Here is a 16754-nt window from a genome sequence, read left to right as displayed (position 1 = left end):
CGCACGCTCCGCGTCGGCTCGTCTCATGAGCGATCACGACGATTCCGACCCCGACCTCGGTTCCGGCGGCTCGCGGGCCGATCGGCGGGCCGAAGCGACCGATGTCCTGGCGTCGAACCGCCGGGACGGCTACACGATCCCGTCCGCGACGCTCTACCCCTTCCAGTGGAACTGGGACTCGGCCTTCATCGCCGTCGGGCTCGCGGGCGTCGACCCCGCCGCCGCGAAAGCCGAGATCGAGACGCTGCTGTCGGCGCAGTGGTCGAACGGGATGCTCCCCCAGATCGCCTTCTGGACCGGCGCCGAGGGTTACTTCCCGGGCCCCGACGAGTGGGACGCCGGCACCGACACGGTCGCAACCAGCGGCATCTCCCAGCCGCCGGTCGTCGTCCCCGCCGCCCGGCGCGTCTCCGAGGCGACGGGGGACGACGCGTTCCGCGACCGCGTGCTCGCGCCGCTGGCCGAGCACCTCTCGTGGTGGCGTCGCGAGCGGTCGACCGACGGCGTCGTCTACACGCGACACCCCTGGGAGACCGGGATGGACGACTCGCCCGCGTGGCGACCGGTGCTCGAACGGTTCGATCCCGACGCGGTCGAGTACGAGCGCGCCGACCGCAAGTCCGCGGAGCTCGCCGCCCAGCGCCCGACGGACTGGGACTACGACCGGTACGTCGCGCTCGTCAGGCAGGGCCGAGAGGCGGGCTGGGACGAGGACCGCCTGCGCGAGCGCTGTCCGTTCCGGGTCGAGGACGTGCTCACGAACAGCGTCTTCGTCCGCGCGTGCGAGGACCTCGCGACGCTGTTCGAGCGCAGCGGGGACGAAGACGCCGCAGCGACGTGGCGCGCGCAGGCCGACGAGACGCGGGCGGTGATGCGCGACCGGCTCTGGTCCGCGGAGCTGGGACTGTTCGTTCCGTACGATCGGGTCGCCGACGAGCCCCTGGCGGTGCCGACGGTCGCGGGACTGCTCCCGACGTACGGCGGCGTGCCGACCGACGCGCAGTTCGAGCGGCTCCGTCGCACGCTCGACGAGTCGTTCTTCGCGTTCGACTACGCCGCCCCGACGTACGTGGGCGACGACCTCGACCCCGACCGCTACTGGCGCGGCCCGGTCTGGACGAACACCAACTGGCTCCTCGAACGCGGCCTCCGACGGTACGGGGCGGACGCGGCGGCCGACCGCGTTCGCGCGGACAGCCTCGCGCTGCTCGAACGCGAGGGCTTTCGCGAATACTTCAACCCACACACCGGCACGGGCCGCGGGAGCGACGACTTCGCCTGGAGCGCGGCGCTGTATCTCGACTGGACCGACGAGCGCTGATCGGGACTGTTGCGAGCCACCACCGGTTGGTCGTCGCACCGACGTGGCGAGGCACCGGTACACAGCCGCCACAGTCCCTCCGAGCCCGCCGCGGCCGGTTCGGCTCCCCGGCTCCACAACTGACCGGTCACCTCCTTTCTCTCACGTCCGTCATCTCGCGTTTCTCACGTTCTCTCGGCACCGATCGCGGCGTCTTCGTTCCCGTGAGCCGTCGACTCGCTCCCGAGAAGTACACGATATCTTTAATGTATGTCGGGAGAGACATTACAGTAGTCGTGGGGGACCAGGGAGACTCCGGCCGCTCGGGGGGAGGCCACGCCTTGCCGAGCGTCGCGCTCGGCGAGGCCTCGAACGTGCTTCTCCTGGGCTCGCCGATGGACGCGCGAACGCTCGAAACCGGACTCGCGCTCGCCGGCGGCGACCGACCGGCCGGCGCGAGCGTGGTGTGGGTGACGATGCTCAACAGCCCGCGGGAGGTTCTGGACATCTGGGACGAGCACTTCCCGACGCGGTCGGCCCGACTTCGGGTCGTCCTCGTCGGCGATGGCCTCCCCGACACCGCCGGTGCGTCGGTGGTCGAGACCGACAGCATCGCCGACCCGACCGACCTCGTCACGCTCGGCGTTCGACTGCTGGAGACGGTGTCGACGTGGGAGAGCGAGGGGGCCGAGGTGCGGCTCCGGTTCGACTCCCTCACCCCGCTGTTGCAGTACGTCGATCCTCGCTCGCTCGCCCAGTTCCTCCACGTGCTGACGAACAGGCTCGCCGCCGCCGGCGTGACGGCGCACTTCCATCTCGACCCGATGGCCCACGACAGCCAGACCGTCCACGCGCTCGGCTCGATCTGTGACGCACAGGTCACCGTCGACGGCGACGGCGTCTCGGTCGTCCAGCGGTGAGTCGCGGACCTCCGGGTTTTTTGCTCTCACGCCACCCCGTACGGCCTGATGAGCGATCCGTCCACGACCGACACCGCCCCGGAGGCCGGAGCCGAAGCGGAGTCCGACACCACGTCCGGTTCCGGCGCCGACCCCGAAACGGTTCGTCGCAACACCCCCGGACGTGGGGTCAGCCCCGAGGCACGGCGCGTCGCCCCGGACGCACCCGAGGAGTTCGGACTGGTCCAGGTCTGGTGGGGCGACGGCAAGGGCAAGACGACCGCGGCGCTCGGCATGGCGTTCCGGGCCGCGGGCCACGGCTTCCGGGTCCACGTCCTCCAGTTCATGAAAGGGGGCGCGGACTCCGTCGAGGCGGTCCGCGGGGAGTACAACGCGATCGCGGCGGTGCCCGGTCTCTCCTACGAGAACCGCGGCCACTACGGCTGGGCCGGCATGGCCGACGGGAGCGACGACGCGGACCACGCCGCGGCGGCGCGGGCCGGGTTCGACCGTGCCCGCGAACTGGTCGACGCCGCGGCCGCGGCTGACCGCTCGACGCCGTTCGATCCCGACGCGCCACCGGAAGAGGGCGTCCACATGCTCGTCCTCGACGAGATCCTCTACGCCGTCGCGATGGAGCTCCTCGACGCCGACGACGTCCTCGCGCTCGTCGACGCCGCGCCCGACGACCTCGAACTCGTGCTGACGGGGAGCCACGAGGAACCGACCTATCTGCTGGATCGAGCCGATCTCGTCACAGAGGTTCGAAAGTCGAAGCATCCTATGGACGCCGGACAGCGGGCTCGCCGCGGGACCGAGTACTGACGGTCCGAGGGCTCCCGACGCGCTCCAAATCACAAGCACCACTCCGGTACGGCTGGAGAGGGACGCTCGAGGCGTGCCGAGCCACCGGCGTGCCGTCACCCGTGACGCTCGCACGACCGTCACGACCCGGCGGGCAGTAAACGAGCACGGGACGGTGATCGTCGAGGGACGAGGATCGAACGAACAGCGCCACGTCGTCGAGTACGCGACGGGGGTCCGCGAGGTGTTCGCGCCGCTCCCCGAGGGGACGACGCTGCCGGTGGAGATGGACCGGCTCCACAGTCGGGGGAACTGCTGGCGGCTGACCGCCGTCGGGCCGACGAGCCGCGGTGCGGCCCACGACGACGCGGCCGAGACGACCCGTCGCACCGAGCGCGAGCGGCGGCCGCTCGCGACGCAGTAGGGGGCCGGGTTCGGCTCCCGAGCGGCCGTCGTCGTGACCGTGGCGCGCGGTCCCGGTCGGTCGGCGTCACCGGTCCACGTTGTCAGATCCGTCTTCGCGCTCCGCGCGAGGCGACAGCACCACGGCTATGTGTGACGGCCCCCTGCCGAACGGTATGCCGACGCTCTTGGTCGCGGGGACCGCCAGCCACGTCGGGAAGTCCACCGTCGCGGCCGGGTTCTGTCGACTCCTCGCCGACCGCGGCGTCGACGTCGCCCCGTTCAAGGCCCAGAACATGAGCACGAACGCCCGTGCCGTCCCGCGCGCCGCGGGGGACGGCTTCGGCGAGGTTGGGGTCTCGCAGTACGTCCAGGCGCGCGCCGCCCGCGTCGCCCCGACGACCGACCACAATCCGGTCCTGTTGAAGCCGCAGGGCGACGGGGAGTCGCAACTCGTGATCGACGGACGGGTCGCCGCGTCGGTCGCCGCCGGCGGCTACTACGACGACCACTGGGAGCGCGCTCGCTCGGCCGCCGCGGCCGCCCACGCTCGCCTCGCCGCCGCACACGACCTCGTCGTGGCCGAGGGTGCCGGCTCGATCGCCGAGATCAACCTCCACCATCGCGACCTCGCCAACGTCGAGACGGCGCGTTTTGCGGCCCGGGGTGTGGGGAACGCGGCGGGCGACGAGACTGCTATTCTCCTCGTCGCCGACATCGAACGCGGCGGGGTGTTCGCCGCGATCGTCGGCACGCTCGAACTCGTCCCCGAGGACCTCCGTGATCTGGTCTGTGGGGTCGTCGTCACCAAGTTCCGCGGCGAACGCTCCCTGCTCGATCCGGGACTGCGCGAGATCGAGGCGCGGACCGGCGTGCCCGTGCTCGGCGTCCTCCCGTACGACGATCCCGGCCTCCCCGAGGAGGACAGCGTCGCCGTCCCACGGTCGGGGACGGTTCGCGGCGCGTCCGACGGGACGGTCGGAGGCGACGGTGTCACGGTCGTCGTCCCACGGCTCCCTCACATCGCCAACTACACCGACCTCGGCCCGCTCGAAGCCGAACCGGGCGTCCGCGTCGCCTACCGGGCGCTCGATGCGGACTTCGCCGACGCCGACGCGGTCGTCCTGCCGGGGACGAAAAACACCGTCGACGACCTGCTGGCGCTCCACGCGGCCGACTACGGCGCGCGACTGCGGGCGTTCTCGGGGCCGGTCGTCGGCCTCTGCGGCGGCTACCAACTCCTCGGCGAGCGGCTCACGAACGCCGCGGTCGAGGGCACCGGGGACGACGACGTCGTCGACGGTCTCGGGCTGTTGCCCGTTGAGACGCGCTTTTCGCCCGAGAAACGGGTCGTCGCCACCACGCTCCGACTCGACGCCGACGCCGGTCCGTTTGCCGGCGTGGACGGTCCCGTCTCGGGCTACGAGATCCACCAGGGACGGACTCGGGCGACGGGACCGGTCGACACGCCGTTTGCCCCGTCCGACGGCGACGCCACCGCAGGGCTCGGTGCCGCCCGTGACCGGGTCGTCGGCACGTATCTTCACGGCCTCTTCGAGAACCCCACGGTCCGCGACGTGTTCATCGATTCGCTCTTCGAAGCGAAGGAATCGGCCCGTCCGGGAACCGGGTCGGAGGCGGAGACGCCGCACGACCGGGCCGCGACGCTCGTCGAGGGACTGGCAGTCGAGACCGTGCTCGATGCGGTCGGCGTCGGCGGCTGAGCGGTCGTCGGCGTGGTGCGGCCACGCTCGCTCCTCACCGCTCGGTCGGTTCGACGCATCAGTCCACACGTTCTTTTATCCCGGCGGTCGAGAGTCGAACGATGCGTCTCGCTTCGGCTCTCGCGGCGGACGAAGGACAGTGTGTCGCCGTGGTCGGCGCGGGCGGCAAGAAGACGACGCTCTACCTGCTCGGCTCGCTGCTCGACCGCGCGGTGGTGACCGCGACGGTCCGGATCCCGATCTTCGACGACCAGGTCGCGCGAGTCGTCGTGACCGCGGATCCGGTCGGCGCGCTCGCCGACGTTGACGTCGACGTCGACGACGCCGACGACGCCGAGGAACGATGGCCGCTCGGTCTCGTTCCCGAACGCGACCGTGCGGACCGCTACCGCGGCTACGACCCCGCGGTCGTCGACGACCTCGCGGCCGCCCACGACGGACCCCTCCTGGTGAAGGCCGACGGCGCGCGCAACCGCCTCCTGAAGGCACCCAGCGACCGCGAGCCACAAGTCCCGACGAGCGCCGACACGGTCCTCCCGATCGCGAGCGCCCGCGCCGTCGGCAAGCCGCTCACCGACGAGTGGGTCCACCACCCCGAACGCGTCGCGGCGGTCACCGGACTCGACGTCGGCGACGAGATCGACGCCGAGGCCGTCGGTCGGCTCCTCGCGAGCCCCGACGGGGGGCTGAAAGACCTCCCGGACGGCGCACAGGTCGTGGCCGTCGTAAACATGGTCGACGACGAGACGCACCGCGCGGCCGGAGAGCGAGCCGCCGCCGCGGCGCTCGCCCACACCGACCGGATCGACCGGGTCGTCCTCACGCGACTGATCGACCCCGACCCAGTCGTCGACGTGTTCGCCTGACGGCGCCGCTCGCCGTCGCTCGCCGTCGCTTTGCCGGCCGCTTCGCCGTGCCGTCACTCCTTCGCGAGTCGCGCGGCCGCCGCGCGGAGTTCCTCGACCGTGTTGAGGTTCTCGAACGTGTCGTCGGTCGCGCGGTCGGCGATCTCTTCGGCGGAGACGACGGCGTAGTCGATCTCGAAGACCGGCGCGAGGATCCTGGGTTCGCCCTCCTCGCTCGCCGCGAGCGCGGCGTCGCAGGCGTCGGCCATCGTCTCCGCGCGGTAGACGGCCTGCATCGGCTGGTACCACTCCCCGGGCCGGGGGACGGCGGCGTCGTGACCCGCGGCGCGGTCGAACAGGTACCCGACGAACCCCGGGTCGACGAACGGCATGTCACCGGCGACCACCACGGCGTACTCGGTTTCGACCGCCCGGAGCCCCGTCCGAATGCCGGCGACGGGTCCGTGGTCGGGGTCGGGATCGAGGGCGAACGAGACCGGGACCGCGAGGCCGTCGAGCGCCGTGGCGACGGCGGCTCGCTGGTCCGCCCGGCAGTTGATGACGACGCGGTCGCAGACGCCCGCGAGCCGGTCGGCGACCCGGCGGATCATGGGAGTGCCAGCGAGGTCGGCGACGATCTTGTCGCGGTCGCCGAAGCGGGTCGATCGGCCGCCGGCGACGATGACGGCGGTTGGCATACTCGTCGTAGCGCGCCCCCGGACAAGAGCCTACGGCTCCCGGACGGGGGATCACGCCGTGTGGATCCGAGCGAGCGCTCGTCCGGTCGCGGGCGACCCTCCGCCTCGCCGGCGTTTGTATAAATACCACCGCACAGTGACCGCGGCTTTATTTCCGCTCCGAGTCGTAGTAGTGCGACGATGAGCCGTCGTCCCCCGACTCGACTCCTCCGCGTCGACCTCGACACCGGCACGGCCAGAAGCGAGCCGGTTCCCGAGGCGGACCGCCGTCGGTTCCTCGGCGGCAAAGGGATCGGGGCCAAGGTCCTGTACGACGATCTCCGTGCGGGGACGGACCCGCTCTCCAGCGCGAACAGCCTCTGCTTCGCCGTCGGTCCGCTCAGCGGCTCGCTCCCGGGCGAGCCGCGGTGTGCGGTCGTCACGAAGTCACCCCTGTCGGGGACGTTCGTCGACTCGTACGTCGGCGGCTCGTTCGCCGCGCGCCTCCCGAACGCGCTCGACCGGCACCTCGCGCTCGTCGTCACGGGCCGTGCGGACGAACCCTGCGTCCTCCGGCTCTCGGGCGGGGGGGCGACGCTGTCGCCGACGGAACAGTGGGGGAAGACCATCCCGGCGACCGACGCGGCGCTCGCCGACGGCGACAGTGACGGCGACGTCGCGGTCGCCTGTATCGGCCCGGCGGGCGAACACCGGGTGCGGTACGCGACGATCGGGACCGACGGCGGCGACCACCAGGCGGGCCGTGGCGGCGTCGGAGCGGTCATGGGGTCGAAACGACTCAAGGCGGTCGTCGTCGAGGGCGACTCCCCCGACCTGTCGGCGTTGCCGGAGGCGGCCGCGGCCGTCCGGGAACAGTACACCGACCATTACCACGACAGCGACACCGGTCGGTGGATCGACGCCGGCGGCACGGTCGAGACGCTCGACTTCGCCAACGAGGTCGGCATTCTCCCGACCCGCGGCTGGCAGGCCGATCGGTTCGAGGGGGCCGAGAACGTCGGCGTCGAGGCGGTCCGCGCGGCAGCACACGCCCGGGAGGCCGACGGCGATTTCCGCGTCGCGACGGCCGACGCCGCCGGGACCCACCCGGACTCCGACGGCTCCGCCGACGCCGCCGAGACGGTCCCGCGAGGGGCGACACCGATGGTGCTCGGCGCGGGACTCGGCATCGACGACTTCGACGCCGTCGCCACACTCGGCGGCCTCTGCGACCGGCTCGGACTGGACGTCATCAGCGCCGGCAACGCCGTCGCCTGGGCGGTTCGAGCCGCCGACGAGGGGTACCTGTCGGAGGCGGTCGACCCCGACGCCACCGACCTCGCCTTCGGGGACGCGGAGGGGGTACGACGGCTCCTGTCGGCGATCGCCCGTCGGGAGGGGCCGCTCGCCGACGCACTCGCCGACGGGGTCACCGCCGCGGCCACCCGCTTCGGTGGTGACGACCTCGTTCCGACGGTGAAGTCCGTCGCGCTCCCCTCGTACGATCCCCGCGGGTCGCTGGCGATGGCACTGGCGTACGCCACGAGCGACCGCGGTGCCTGCCACCGGCGGGCACGACCGGCCGTCACCGAGGTGTTCGCCACCGAGGAGTGGTCGAACGAGCGCCGGGCGCGAACCGTCGCGGCCGAGCAGGACCTCCGCTCGCTCCTCTGGTGTCTCGTCGCCGACGACTTCGTCGGCGAGACCCTCCCCGACCACGGCGCGGCACTGCTCGCGGCGCTGGGGTTCGACTACACCGAGGAGGAACTGCTCGCGGTCGGCGAGCGCGTGTGGACGCTCACCCGGCTGTTCAACGTCCGCGAGGGGTTCGACCACGCGGACGACGGCCTCCCGGCGGCCGTCCGACGGCCCTCGACCGACGCCGTCCGCGAGGGGGCCGATCCGGCGGCGTTCGACGATCTCCTTTCGGCGTACTACGACGTCCGGGGCTGGGACGCCGAGGGGCGACCGACCCGGGCGCTCGTCGAACGACTCGACCTCGGCGATGTCGTCGACGACGCGACGCCGGTCGCCCCGGGCGACAGCTGACGGACACGCTGTCGCGCGAACCAGCGGAAAGAATCGAACGGTGGGCCGCGATCCCGGTCGGGCGGTGCCGGGCCGCCGTCGTCAGTCGTCGGCGGGCGCGTCGACGTCGGGGCTCGGCTCGATGCCGACCTCGATCTCGGCGGCTGCGGCCTTGTACTCGGGGATCTTCGCCCGCTCGTCGAGCACGTCGTTCGTGAGGCGGTTGCCCGCGGAGTCGGCGAAGTGCGGGGTCGTCCACACCGTCCCTTCCTTGATGTCCTCGGTGACGCGGGCCTGGACTTCGATCTCTCCGCGCCGGGACTTGAGCTTCACGTAGTCGCCGTCCTCGATGCCGTAGTTCGCGGCGTCGTTCGGGTGCACGTCGACGAAGTTCTCCGGTTCGACGCGGGTGAGCGTGTCGGACCGGCGGCTCATCGTCCCCGTGTTGTAGTGTTCGATGATGCGGCCCGTGGTGAGGATCAGGGGGTACTCCTCGTCGGGGACCTCCTTCGGCGGCTGGTGGCGCACACCCTCGATCTGTCCGCGGCCGCTCTCGGTGGTAAAGCCGTCCTCGTAGAGGTAGGAGTCTCCCTCGTCGCCGGGTTCGTAACAGGGCCAGTGGATGCCCTCCTCGCCCAGGCGGTCGTACGTCATGCCGTGGAAGATGGGCGCGACCTGTCGGAGTTCCTCGAACACCTCCTCGGGGTCGTCGAAGTCGAAGCTGCCGTCGCCGAACAGACGGGTCCCGACGTCACAGAGGATCTCGAGGTCGTCTTTCGTGTTCGGGTAGACCTTATCGACGCCGCGCATCCGCTGGGTTCGGCGGTCGGTGTTGACGACCGTCCCGTCGCGTTCAGCCCACGACGTGGCCGGCAGGACGACGTCCGCGAACTCCGTCGTCTCGGTCGGGAAGATGTCCTGGACCACCATGAACTCCAACTCCTCCATCCGCTTTTCGACCATGTTGGTGTCGGGTTCGCTCATCACGGGGTTCTCGCCCATGATGTACAGGCCGTGGATCGTGTTGCCGATCTCGTGGGAGACCTCGACGTTCGTCAGGCCGGGTTCGGACGGGATCTCGAAGCCCCACTCGCCCCCGACGTCCGCCCGGACCTCGGGGTCGTCGACCGAACGGTAGCCGGGGAGGACGTTCGGCATCGCGCCCACGTCGGAGGCACCCTGGACGTTGTTCTGTCCGCGGAGCGGGTTGACCCCCGTCCCCGGGCGGCCGAGGTTGCCCGTGACCAGCGCGAGGTTGATCTCGTTTTGGACGTTGTCGACGCCGCAGGTGTGCTGGCTCATCCCCATGCCGGTGAAGATGGCCGCGTTGTTCGCCATCGCGTACTTCTCGGCGGCGAGTTCGATGTCCTCCAGCGGGACGCCACACGTCTCGGCCGCCTCCTCCTTGTCGAAGTCCTCGAGCGTCTCCTTGAGGTGGTCGAACCCCTCCGTGCGCTCGGCGATGAACTCCTCGTCGACCCAGTCGTTCTCCAGGATGGTCTTGATGACGACGTTCAAGAGCGGGATGTCGGTGCCCGGCTCCAGCTGGAGGTGCATGTGGCGGTCGGTCTCGGTGATCTCGAACGACCGCGTCGTCTTGTTGGCGTGGGGGTCGACCTGGATGACGGTCGCCCCTTCCAACACTGCTTGCCGGAAGTACTGGCTGTTGGCGATTGGGTGTTGCTCGCCGGGGTTCGCTCCCTGGATCCAGAACACGTCCGCGGCCTCTTCGAGGTCCTCCATGCTGTTGGTCATCGCGCCCTCGCCGAGGCTGTTCTTGAGCGCGTACACCGTCGAGGCGTGACACATCCGTGTGCAGGTGTCGACGCTGTTGGTGCCGTAGTGTCGGGCGAGTTTCTGGATGAGGTAGTTCTCCTCGTTCATCGCCTTCGAACAGCCGTAAAAGCCCATGGCCTGAGGGCTGTACTCGTCGCGGATGCGCTCCATCTCCGAGACGATCAGGTCGTAGGCTTCGTCCCACGTGGCTTCGTGGAGTTCGCCGTCGTCGCCGCGGATCAGCGGCTCTGTCAGGCGCTCTTCGTGGTTGACTGATTGGGTGGCCGCGCCACCCTTGATGCAGATGCTCCCCTTGTTGACGGGGGCGTCGCCCCACGGCCGGAAGGAGACGTCGCCCTCGTCGTCCTGTGCGATCTGGATGCCACAGCCGACACCGCAGTACGGACAGATCGTTTTGACCGGTTCGTTATCATCAGTTGACATTTTCGGTCCCCTCCGTCTTGTGAGTCATAGCAAACACGTGAAAAATCCTCCTCCAGTCGCATGAATGTTTCTCACGGTTATTAGCGCGTTTTTAACAGGCCCGATATGTTTTATATGATATCTCGATCCGTTGCGTCCCACAGGAGGGAAACGTTCAGGCCGGACGGCGACGGACACACAGGTGATGGAACTCACCCGGTCGATCGTCACGGACGAGGCCGAGTCGTACCGCGAGTCCGAACCGCTCGTCACGGTCGAAGACCAACACCTCGACATCCTCCCCGGGATGTTCGCCGAGGGGGAGTTCGGCCGGCGCGACGCCGAGTGGGTCGTGCGGTGGTACTTCAGGCGGTTCCTCGGCTCGTACCCCGACGCCGACCGGCAACGCCACGAGGAGCGGTTCCGGGCGAACGACTTCGAGACGGTCCGCGACGTCCTCGTCGACCTCCGGTCGCTCGACGTGGACGAGGCGATCGACCGACTGACCGCGCTGGACGGCGTCGACGTCCCGGTCGCCTCCGCGTTCTTGCAGTTCGCCGACCCCGAGTCGTACCTCGTCGTCGGGGAACGCGAGTGGTCCGCGCTCGTCGGCGCGGGCGAACTCGCGGAACCGTACCCCGACCCCGTTACCCCCGCCGACTACGAGACGTACCTCGCGACGTGTCGCGACCTGGCCGACGAGTTCGACTGCGACCTCCAAACGCTGTACCGCGCGCTGTGGCGACTCACGAACGAGGACTGGTGAGTTCGCCTTCGCCGGGCGACGCGCCAGTTCTCGTCGGTGAGAGACGCCCGCCGCAGTCTGAGGTAGTCACCTGATGCCCTGATACCGCGTGTGGTGACAACGGAAGGAGCCTATCGATGTCACTCAGTTCACTGTTGTCGGTACTCGCGACCGGCGTCGGGCAGCGCACACCTACCGACACCGACGGGAGGGAGAGGGGCGAACGGACCGCGACGGAGACGGGAACCGACGCCGAAGCGGACGCGCGCACGGAGGCGCTCGACGCGTACCAGCGCGAGGTCCTAGACGACCTGCAGGGGAAGGTCGCCCGGCTCGCGGACGGCGACCTGACGATCAGCGCCGACGTGCCGCCGCCGCCGGCCGACTCCCCCGAACTCCGGGTCGCCTACGAGGAGTTCTCGACGCTGTCGGCGAACCTCGACCGGGCGACGAACAACATCCGCGCGGTCGTCGACGAGGCGACGGACCTCTCCGACGACCTCGTGGAGACGAGCCAGGAGGTCAGCGCCTCCACCGAGGAGGTGACCGCGGCGGTCGAGTCCATCGAGGCCTCGACGACGGAGGTGGCCGACGGCACCGAACGCCTCGCGGTGCAGACGCAGACGGCGAGCCAGAACGTCGACGACCTCTCGGCGTCGATCGAACAGATCACGGCCTCGACACAGGAGATCCGCGCCCGGTCGGCGGAGGCCACGTCGCTCGTCGAGGGGGGAACCGAGGACACCCGGCTCGCCCTCGACCGGATCCGCGCCGCGACCGACGCCTCTCGCGCGGTCGCCAGGGAGATGGACGAACTCGAAGCGCGGATGACCGAGGTCAACGACATCGTCGACCTCATCGCGTCGATCGCCGACCAGACGAACCTCCTGGCACTGAACGCCAACATCGAGGCCGCGCGCGCCGGGGCCGCAGGCGAGGGGTTCGGCGTCGTCGCCGACGAGGTGAAGTCGCTCGCGCGCGAGTCGCAGGACTCCGCGGACGACATCGCCGACATCATCACCGAACTCCAGAGCCAAAGCGAGGAGGTCGTCGAGAGCATCCGCGGGGCGAACACGGAGGTCGAAGAGGGGGTCGACGCGGTCGAGGAGGTCGTCTCGACGTTGGCGGGGACCCGCGAGCGGGTCGACCAGACCGACCAGGGCGTCGAGGAGATCTCCGACGCCGTCGAGACGCAGGCACACAACACCGAGCAGGTGTCGAGCGTCGTCGAGGAGTCCTCGGCGCTGGCCGAGGAGATGAGCGCCTCGGTCCAGCAGGTCTCCGCCAGCGTGGACGAGCAGTCGACCGCGATGGGACAGGTCTCGGGCACCGCGATGCGGCTCACGGAGCGCGGCGAATCGCTTCACCACCTGGTCGACGCGTTCAGAGTCGACGCCGACGAGTCGGCGGACCTCGACGATCTCACCGACGACCTCGACGATCTCTCGGCCTGAGCGGCGACGGCGTGACGGCCAACTCGTTCCCGGTGCGGCGTCGTCGACTCACCTTCGCGTCGGTGTTATTCTGCTTTTCCCGGGTCGTGTCCGATTTCCAGTCCGGTCGCCATCATCCGCCGGGCGATCACCACGATCCCGTTGCTGAACCCCCGTCCGAACACGGCCTTCTCGGTCACCCCGTCCGTCGGAGTCGTCTCCGAGGTGGAACTGACCAGAATCGTGTTCCGGTCGATCAACAGCAGCCGGGTGATCTCCGTCCCGTCGTCGGGGTCGGACAGCGCACTGCGGAGCCACTCGAGGCCGGACGTGAACACGCGAGTCTCCGGAAGGTAATCCCCGATCTCCGCCCGTAGCTCGTCCGTTACCGCTCCGACGGCGACGTCGACGCCCGCCTCCTGTGCCGCCTGCAACTGCGCGACCAGTCCCTCGGTAAACACCGACTTCCGACCGACGATCAACAGTATCTCCCGGTCCGCGGCGTCGACGAGTTCTTCGGTCCGATTCGCGATGATGGCCGATCCCGAGAGCGACCACACCTCGTGGGTGATTTCGGGGTCCCCGTCAGGAAGCACCGGTTCGAGGTTCTGGAGCACGTCGGCGAGGTCCTCCGCCCGAGACTCGTACTCCTGACGCAGTAGCGCAACCGCCTCCGAGATCGGAACGGCGCGAAACTGCTGTGGGCTCGAGTGCTGGACCTCGACGAGTCCTCTGGTCTCCAACACACGGATCGCGTCGTACACCCGCGTCCGCGGGACGTCGGACGTCTCGCTGATCTCCTTCGCGCTCCCTTTCGGGAGCCGAGACAGCGCTACGAAACATTTCGCCTCGTACTCTTTGAACCCGAGTTGCTGGAGTAGTTCGATCGCTTGCTGCTGATTAGATAGCTCTTTTATGGGTCCCAACCATCGTACCGGGTACCCCGGTACCGTCCACATCGTTGTGTGTCCCGCCACAAGTCAGTTCCTGTCCCGACCGTCTCCTGACGGGAACGAACCGGATGGGCGTTCGGTGCATGTGTGACTAGACGTTACCAGACACATATGAACGCTGTCTATAACTGAACCGACGTATTTCGCATTCCGCATTTGAGGATCCAAATACTGCGGATAGAGCACACATGGTGTGCAAAAAAAACAATGAGTGCAAGTAAACACCCGCTTCCCACAGAGTTCTCCCGTCGACGACACGACTGGTGCTACGAGGATTCGTCGGCCGCCGACCCGTCGTCGGACCCGGAGAAGTGGAAGTGATTGAACGGCTGTATCCGCCGCCGTTTGATGAGTTCGGAACTCTCGATCTGGAGGCCCAACTCGTGGATCGCGTCGGTGATGCGGGTGATGTCTCGCGTGTTGGTCCCGACGACTTCGATCTGGACGTTCCGCCGCCCCGTCATCATCTCCCGCATGTCGATCACTCCCTGTACCTCCATCACCTTCTCCGCCAGCTGGGACCGGTCGGTCGCCGGGGCGGTACAGACGAAGAGGATCCGGAGCGGGAGGTTCGCCTCCTCGTAGTTGATCTCGGGGTGGTAGCCCCTGATGACGCCGTCGGATTCGAGTCGATCGATACGGTTTCGGATCGTGCTGGCCGAGACGCCGACGGTGTCGGCGATCTCCTGTGCCGTCGTGTTTCTCGCGTCGCGCTGAAGCAGGTACAGGATCCCCCTGTCGACGTCGTCTAACTCCCGGGGCATGCGTCCGACTACAGCACCGACGATAATAAACTCGGAGCAGTCGGCTTCGTCTGATCCGGGCCGTGGGAGGCGGGTCGGTGTCCTGGCCGGGACTCTCTCCCCCCGACACGGGCGTCCACACCGCGGTGTCACAGCGGGCGTCTCTCGCTTTCGAACTGTTCACCCGGATCATCACAACAGTATTATGAGCGGGTGGGTAGTAGACGCACCTGGCGCGGAGTCCGGAAGGGTCCCAACCAACCGCCACTCCGCGTCATTGCTCGTCCTGACACCGTGCCGAGCGAGGCCTCGACTCTGTTACTCGTATCCTCAAACGCTTCTCGCCATGTAAAATGTCGACGTGTTAATCTCTAGGTGCCCGTCTGTTGGCTCGGGGGAGGGGGGATTTGAAGCTCAGCGGCCAGTTCGGTTTTGCTGGCCGCTCCCACGGGTGCGGCTACTACTCCCCCGAGATGCGGACCCGCTGTTCATCGGTCCTTCTCAGATCTCGGGTCGACTGGCGACGATCACACGACTGACTCGTCCGAACGGCCCGCTCGCGACTCTCGGATTCGAGAACGGCCCCCGAACGCTTATTCCGGGGGCCGGGCGACGAACTGTATGGTAGAGGCCTTCGCCGTCGCCAGCGGGAAGGGCGGGACGGGGAAGACGACGAGCACGCTTGCCCTCGGCATGGCGCTCGCCGAGCAGTACGACGTCACGGTCGTCGACGCCGACACGGGGATGGCGAACCTGCTGTTTCACGCCGGCCTCGACGACGTCGAGGTGACGCTTCACGACCTCCTGATCGAGGAGAGCGGGACCGACGTGTCGGAGGCGACGTACGACCGGTTCGGGATGCGCGTCGTCCCCTGTGGGACGAGCCTCGCGGCGTTCGAGCGGGCCGATCCCGCCCGGCTGAGGGAGGTCGTCGCGGAACTCGCCGCCGACGCGGACGTCCTCCTCCTCGATTCGCCCGCGGCGCTCGACTCGAAGTCGGCCATCCTCCCGATCGTGCTCGCCGACCGGATCGTCGTCGTCCTCCAGCCGACGATCCCCGCGCTGTCGGACGGGCTCAAGGCCCAGGAGTACGCGCGTTCGTACGGGGCCGAGACGGCCGGGGTGGTGTTCAACCGCGTCCGCGACGACGAGGAGACCGAGGCGATCGCGGCCCAGGCGAACCGGTACTTCGGCGGCGAGACGCTGGCGATGGTGCCCGAGAGCGACGTCGTCCGGGCCGCACGCCGCGCGGGCGAGCCACTGCTCGCGTACGGGCCCGAGTCGGCCGCGGCGGCGGCGTACCGCGAGGCCGCCGACCGCCTCGACGTCCGCCCCGGAGACAGCGAGGCGGTCGCCGACCGCTTCCGGAGCGCCGTCATCCCCGACCGCCCATGAACGTTCCGCGGGGGCGACTCGTCCGCTCGCGCGTCGTCGACGACCCCGGCGTCGTCCTCGACGCCGCGCTGGACCGCTCGCTGACGGGGTACGCCGTCCTCGAACCGCAGGACGCCCTGCTGTTCGACGACGGTGCCCGCGGCGTGATGACGTTCGAGTCGGGCGTGCCCGTGCTCGTGTACGACGCCACGACCGACCGCGGCGGTCCCGACGCGCTCGCGGATCTGGCCGGCCCCGGGCCGTACCGCGCCGAACTGTACGAACTCCCGCCGGCGGCGCTCGACGACGCCCACGACACCCCGGCGCTCCGGATCCCGCCGGCGATGCCCGCCGAGCGGCTGGTCGGCGACGCCGACCTCGCCGCCCGGACGCGCGAGGCCGCCCCCGAGTCGCGGCTCGCGGACGACCCGGCCGGGAGCGCCGTCGAGGCGTTTCTCGCCGACGAGTCGAAGATCGAGGCGATCCGTACGCAGGCGCGCGAGGAGGCCCAGCGCCGGGCCGCCGAGTGGGGGCTCACGGACGCGCTCGCCGACGACCAGGACCCGGACTCGGACGCCGACGCCGCCCCCGGCGTGACGCCGGACGTGGACTGACGGCGGGCGGACCG

The 16754-nt window shown here is 69.4% G+C and carries 15 protein-coding genes; 11 read left to right on the top strand and 4 right to left on the bottom strand.

What is annotated here, in order from left to right; all coding sequences use genetic code 11:
• Positions 1-25 precede the first annotated feature (25 nt).
• The 6 genes from NKJ07_RS12260 (at position 26) to yqeC (ending at position 5995) form a co-directional block, all read left to right on the top strand.
• Entirely contained in the window at positions 26-1321 is a 1296-nt protein-coding gene (locus NKJ07_RS12260) for an MGH1-like glycoside hydrolase domain-containing protein (protein ID WP_318567104.1), read from the top strand.
• 275 nt (positions 1322-1596) lie between these two features.
• Entirely contained in the window at positions 1597-2220 is a 624-nt protein-coding gene (locus NKJ07_RS12255; protein WP_318567103.1) for a DUF7504 family protein, read from the top strand.
• A 48-nt stretch (positions 2221-2268) separates the two neighbouring features.
• Entirely contained in the window at positions 2269-3024 is a 756-nt protein-coding gene (locus NKJ07_RS12250) for a cob(I)yrinic acid a,c-diamide adenosyltransferase (protein ID WP_318567102.1), read from the top strand.
• Between the two features lie 73 nt (positions 3025-3097).
• Positions 3098-3427: a DUF7999 family protein gene (locus tag NKJ07_RS12245; RefSeq protein WP_318567101.1), complete on the top strand. Its 330-nt coding sequence runs from the start codon at positions 3098-3100 to the stop codon at positions 3425-3427.
• 154 nt (positions 3428-3581) lie between these two features.
• Positions 3582-5129 (top strand): cobyric acid synthase, encoded by a 1548-nt coding sequence (locus tag NKJ07_RS12240; protein WP_318567100.1) that lies wholly within the window; start codon positions 3582-3584, stop codon positions 5127-5129.
• A 101-nt stretch (positions 5130-5230) separates the two neighbouring features.
• Positions 5231-5995 (top strand): selenium cofactor biosynthesis protein YqeC, encoded by a 765-nt coding sequence (yqeC, locus tag NKJ07_RS12235; RefSeq protein ID WP_318567099.1) that lies wholly within the window; start codon positions 5231-5233, stop codon positions 5993-5995.
• A 53-nt stretch (positions 5996-6048) separates the two neighbouring features.
• Here yqeC and NKJ07_RS12230 read toward each other — a convergent pair whose 3' ends face one another.
• Positions 6049-6672 (bottom strand): molybdenum cofactor guanylyltransferase, encoded by a 624-nt coding sequence (locus NKJ07_RS12230; RefSeq protein ID WP_318567098.1) that lies wholly within the window; start codon positions 6670-6672, stop codon positions 6049-6051.
• A 180-nt stretch (positions 6673-6852) separates the two neighbouring features.
• On the opposite strand from NKJ07_RS12230, the gene NKJ07_RS12225 reads away from it, so the two are divergent.
• Positions 6853-8700, top strand: coding sequence for an aldehyde ferredoxin oxidoreductase family protein (locus tag NKJ07_RS12225; RefSeq protein ID WP_318567097.1), 1848 nt, complete (start codon positions 6853-6855; stop codon positions 8698-8700).
• Positions 8701-8781: 81 nt separating this feature from the next.
• Here NKJ07_RS12225 and fdhF read toward each other — a convergent pair whose 3' ends face one another.
• Complete coding sequence (fdhF, locus tag NKJ07_RS12220) at positions 8782-10899, bottom strand: formate dehydrogenase subunit alpha (protein ID WP_318567096.1); 2118 nt, start codon at positions 10897-10899, stop codon at positions 8782-8784.
• Between the two features lie 184 nt (positions 10900-11083).
• Between fdhF and NKJ07_RS12215 the strand changes: the two genes are divergently transcribed.
• Both NKJ07_RS12215 and NKJ07_RS12210 read left to right on the top strand, forming a co-directional pair.
• Positions 11084-11644 carry a hypothetical protein gene (locus NKJ07_RS12215; protein ID WP_318567095.1) on the top strand — a complete coding sequence of 187 codons (561 nt, stop codon included), beginning with the start codon at positions 11084-11086 and terminating at the stop codon, positions 11642-11644.
• 116 nt (positions 11645-11760) lie between these two features.
• The gene (locus NKJ07_RS12210; RefSeq protein WP_318567094.1) at positions 11761-13077 is read left to right on the top strand and encodes a methyl-accepting chemotaxis protein; all 1317 of its coding nucleotides are present in this window, start codon (positions 11761-11763) and stop codon (positions 13075-13077) included.
• A gap of 65 nt (positions 13078-13142) precedes the next feature.
• Here the strand turns inward: NKJ07_RS12210 and NKJ07_RS12205 are convergent, their stop codons facing one another.
• Together NKJ07_RS12205 and NKJ07_RS12200 are read right to left on the bottom strand one after the other, a co-directional pair.
• A complete protein-coding gene (locus NKJ07_RS12205; RefSeq protein ID WP_318567093.1) occupies positions 13143-13982 on the bottom strand; it encodes a TrmB family transcriptional regulator in 840 nt (279 codons plus the stop codon).
• A gap of 293 nt (positions 13983-14275) precedes the next feature.
• Complete coding sequence (locus NKJ07_RS12200) at positions 14276-14773, bottom strand: Lrp/AsnC family transcriptional regulator (RefSeq protein WP_318567092.1); 498 nt, start codon at positions 14771-14773, stop codon at positions 14276-14278.
• Positions 14774-15373: 600 nt separating this feature from the next.
• Here NKJ07_RS12200 and NKJ07_RS12195 point away from each other — a divergent pair.
• Together NKJ07_RS12195 and NKJ07_RS12190 are read left to right on the top strand one after the other, a co-directional pair.
• Positions 15374-16147: a nucleotide-binding protein gene (locus tag NKJ07_RS12195; protein ID WP_318567091.1), complete on the top strand. Its 774-nt coding sequence runs from the start codon at positions 15374-15376 to the stop codon at positions 16145-16147.
• Positions 16144-16740: a DUF8054 family protein gene (locus tag NKJ07_RS12190; RefSeq protein WP_318567090.1), complete on the top strand. Its 597-nt coding sequence runs from the start codon at positions 16144-16146 to the stop codon at positions 16738-16740. The genes NKJ07_RS12195 and NKJ07_RS12190 overlap by 4 nt, the downstream gene beginning before the upstream one ends.
• Positions 16741-16754: the final 14 nt, after the last annotated feature.

It is taken from the genome of Salinigranum marinum, from assembly GCF_024228675.1.
GTDB classification, from domain to species: Archaea; Halobacteriota; Halobacteria; order Halobacteriales; family Haloferacaceae; genus Salinigranum; species Salinigranum marinum.
Note: the sequence above shows the minus strand (reverse complement) of the source record. Positions and strands in the feature narration are given on the sequence as shown.

Coding starts and splice junctions, on each gene's coding strand:
- fdhF (WP_318567096.1), bottom strand. CDS start 10,899: ATGTCAACTGATGATAACGAACCGGTCAAAACGATCTGTCCGTACTGC.
- NKJ07_RS12200 (WP_318567092.1), bottom strand. CDS start 14,773: ATGCCCCGGGAGTTAGACGACGTCGACAGGGGGATCCTGTACCTGCTT.
- NKJ07_RS12210 (WP_318567094.1), top strand. CDS start 11,761: ATGTCACTCAGTTCACTGTTGTCGGTACTCGCGACCGGCGTCGGGCAG.
- NKJ07_RS12250 (WP_318567102.1), top strand. CDS start 2,269: ATGAGCGATCCGTCCACGACCGACACCGCCCCGGAGGCCGGAGCCGAA.
- NKJ07_RS12195 (WP_318567091.1), top strand. CDS start 15,374: ATGGTAGAGGCCTTCGCCGTCGCCAGCGGGAAGGGCGGGACGGGGAAG.
- NKJ07_RS12240 (WP_318567100.1), top strand. CDS start 3,582: ATGCCGACGCTCTTGGTCGCGGGGACCGCCAGCCACGTCGGGAAGTCC.
- yqeC (WP_318567099.1), top strand. CDS start 5,231: ATGCGTCTCGCTTCGGCTCTCGCGGCGGACGAAGGACAGTGTGTCGCC.
- NKJ07_RS12190 (WP_318567090.1), top strand. CDS start 16,144: ATGAACGTTCCGCGGGGGCGACTCGTCCGCTCGCGCGTCGTCGACGAC.
- NKJ07_RS12215 (WP_318567095.1), top strand. CDS start 11,084: ATGGAACTCACCCGGTCGATCGTCACGGACGAGGCCGAGTCGTACCGC.
- NKJ07_RS12260 (WP_318567104.1), top strand. CDS start 26: ATGAGCGATCACGACGATTCCGACCCCGACCTCGGTTCCGGCGGCTCG.
- NKJ07_RS12225 (WP_318567097.1), top strand. CDS start 6,853: ATGAGCCGTCGTCCCCCGACTCGACTCCTCCGCGTCGACCTCGACACC.
- NKJ07_RS12230 (WP_318567098.1), bottom strand. CDS start 6,672: ATGCCAACCGCCGTCATCGTCGCCGGCGGCCGATCGACCCGCTTCGGC.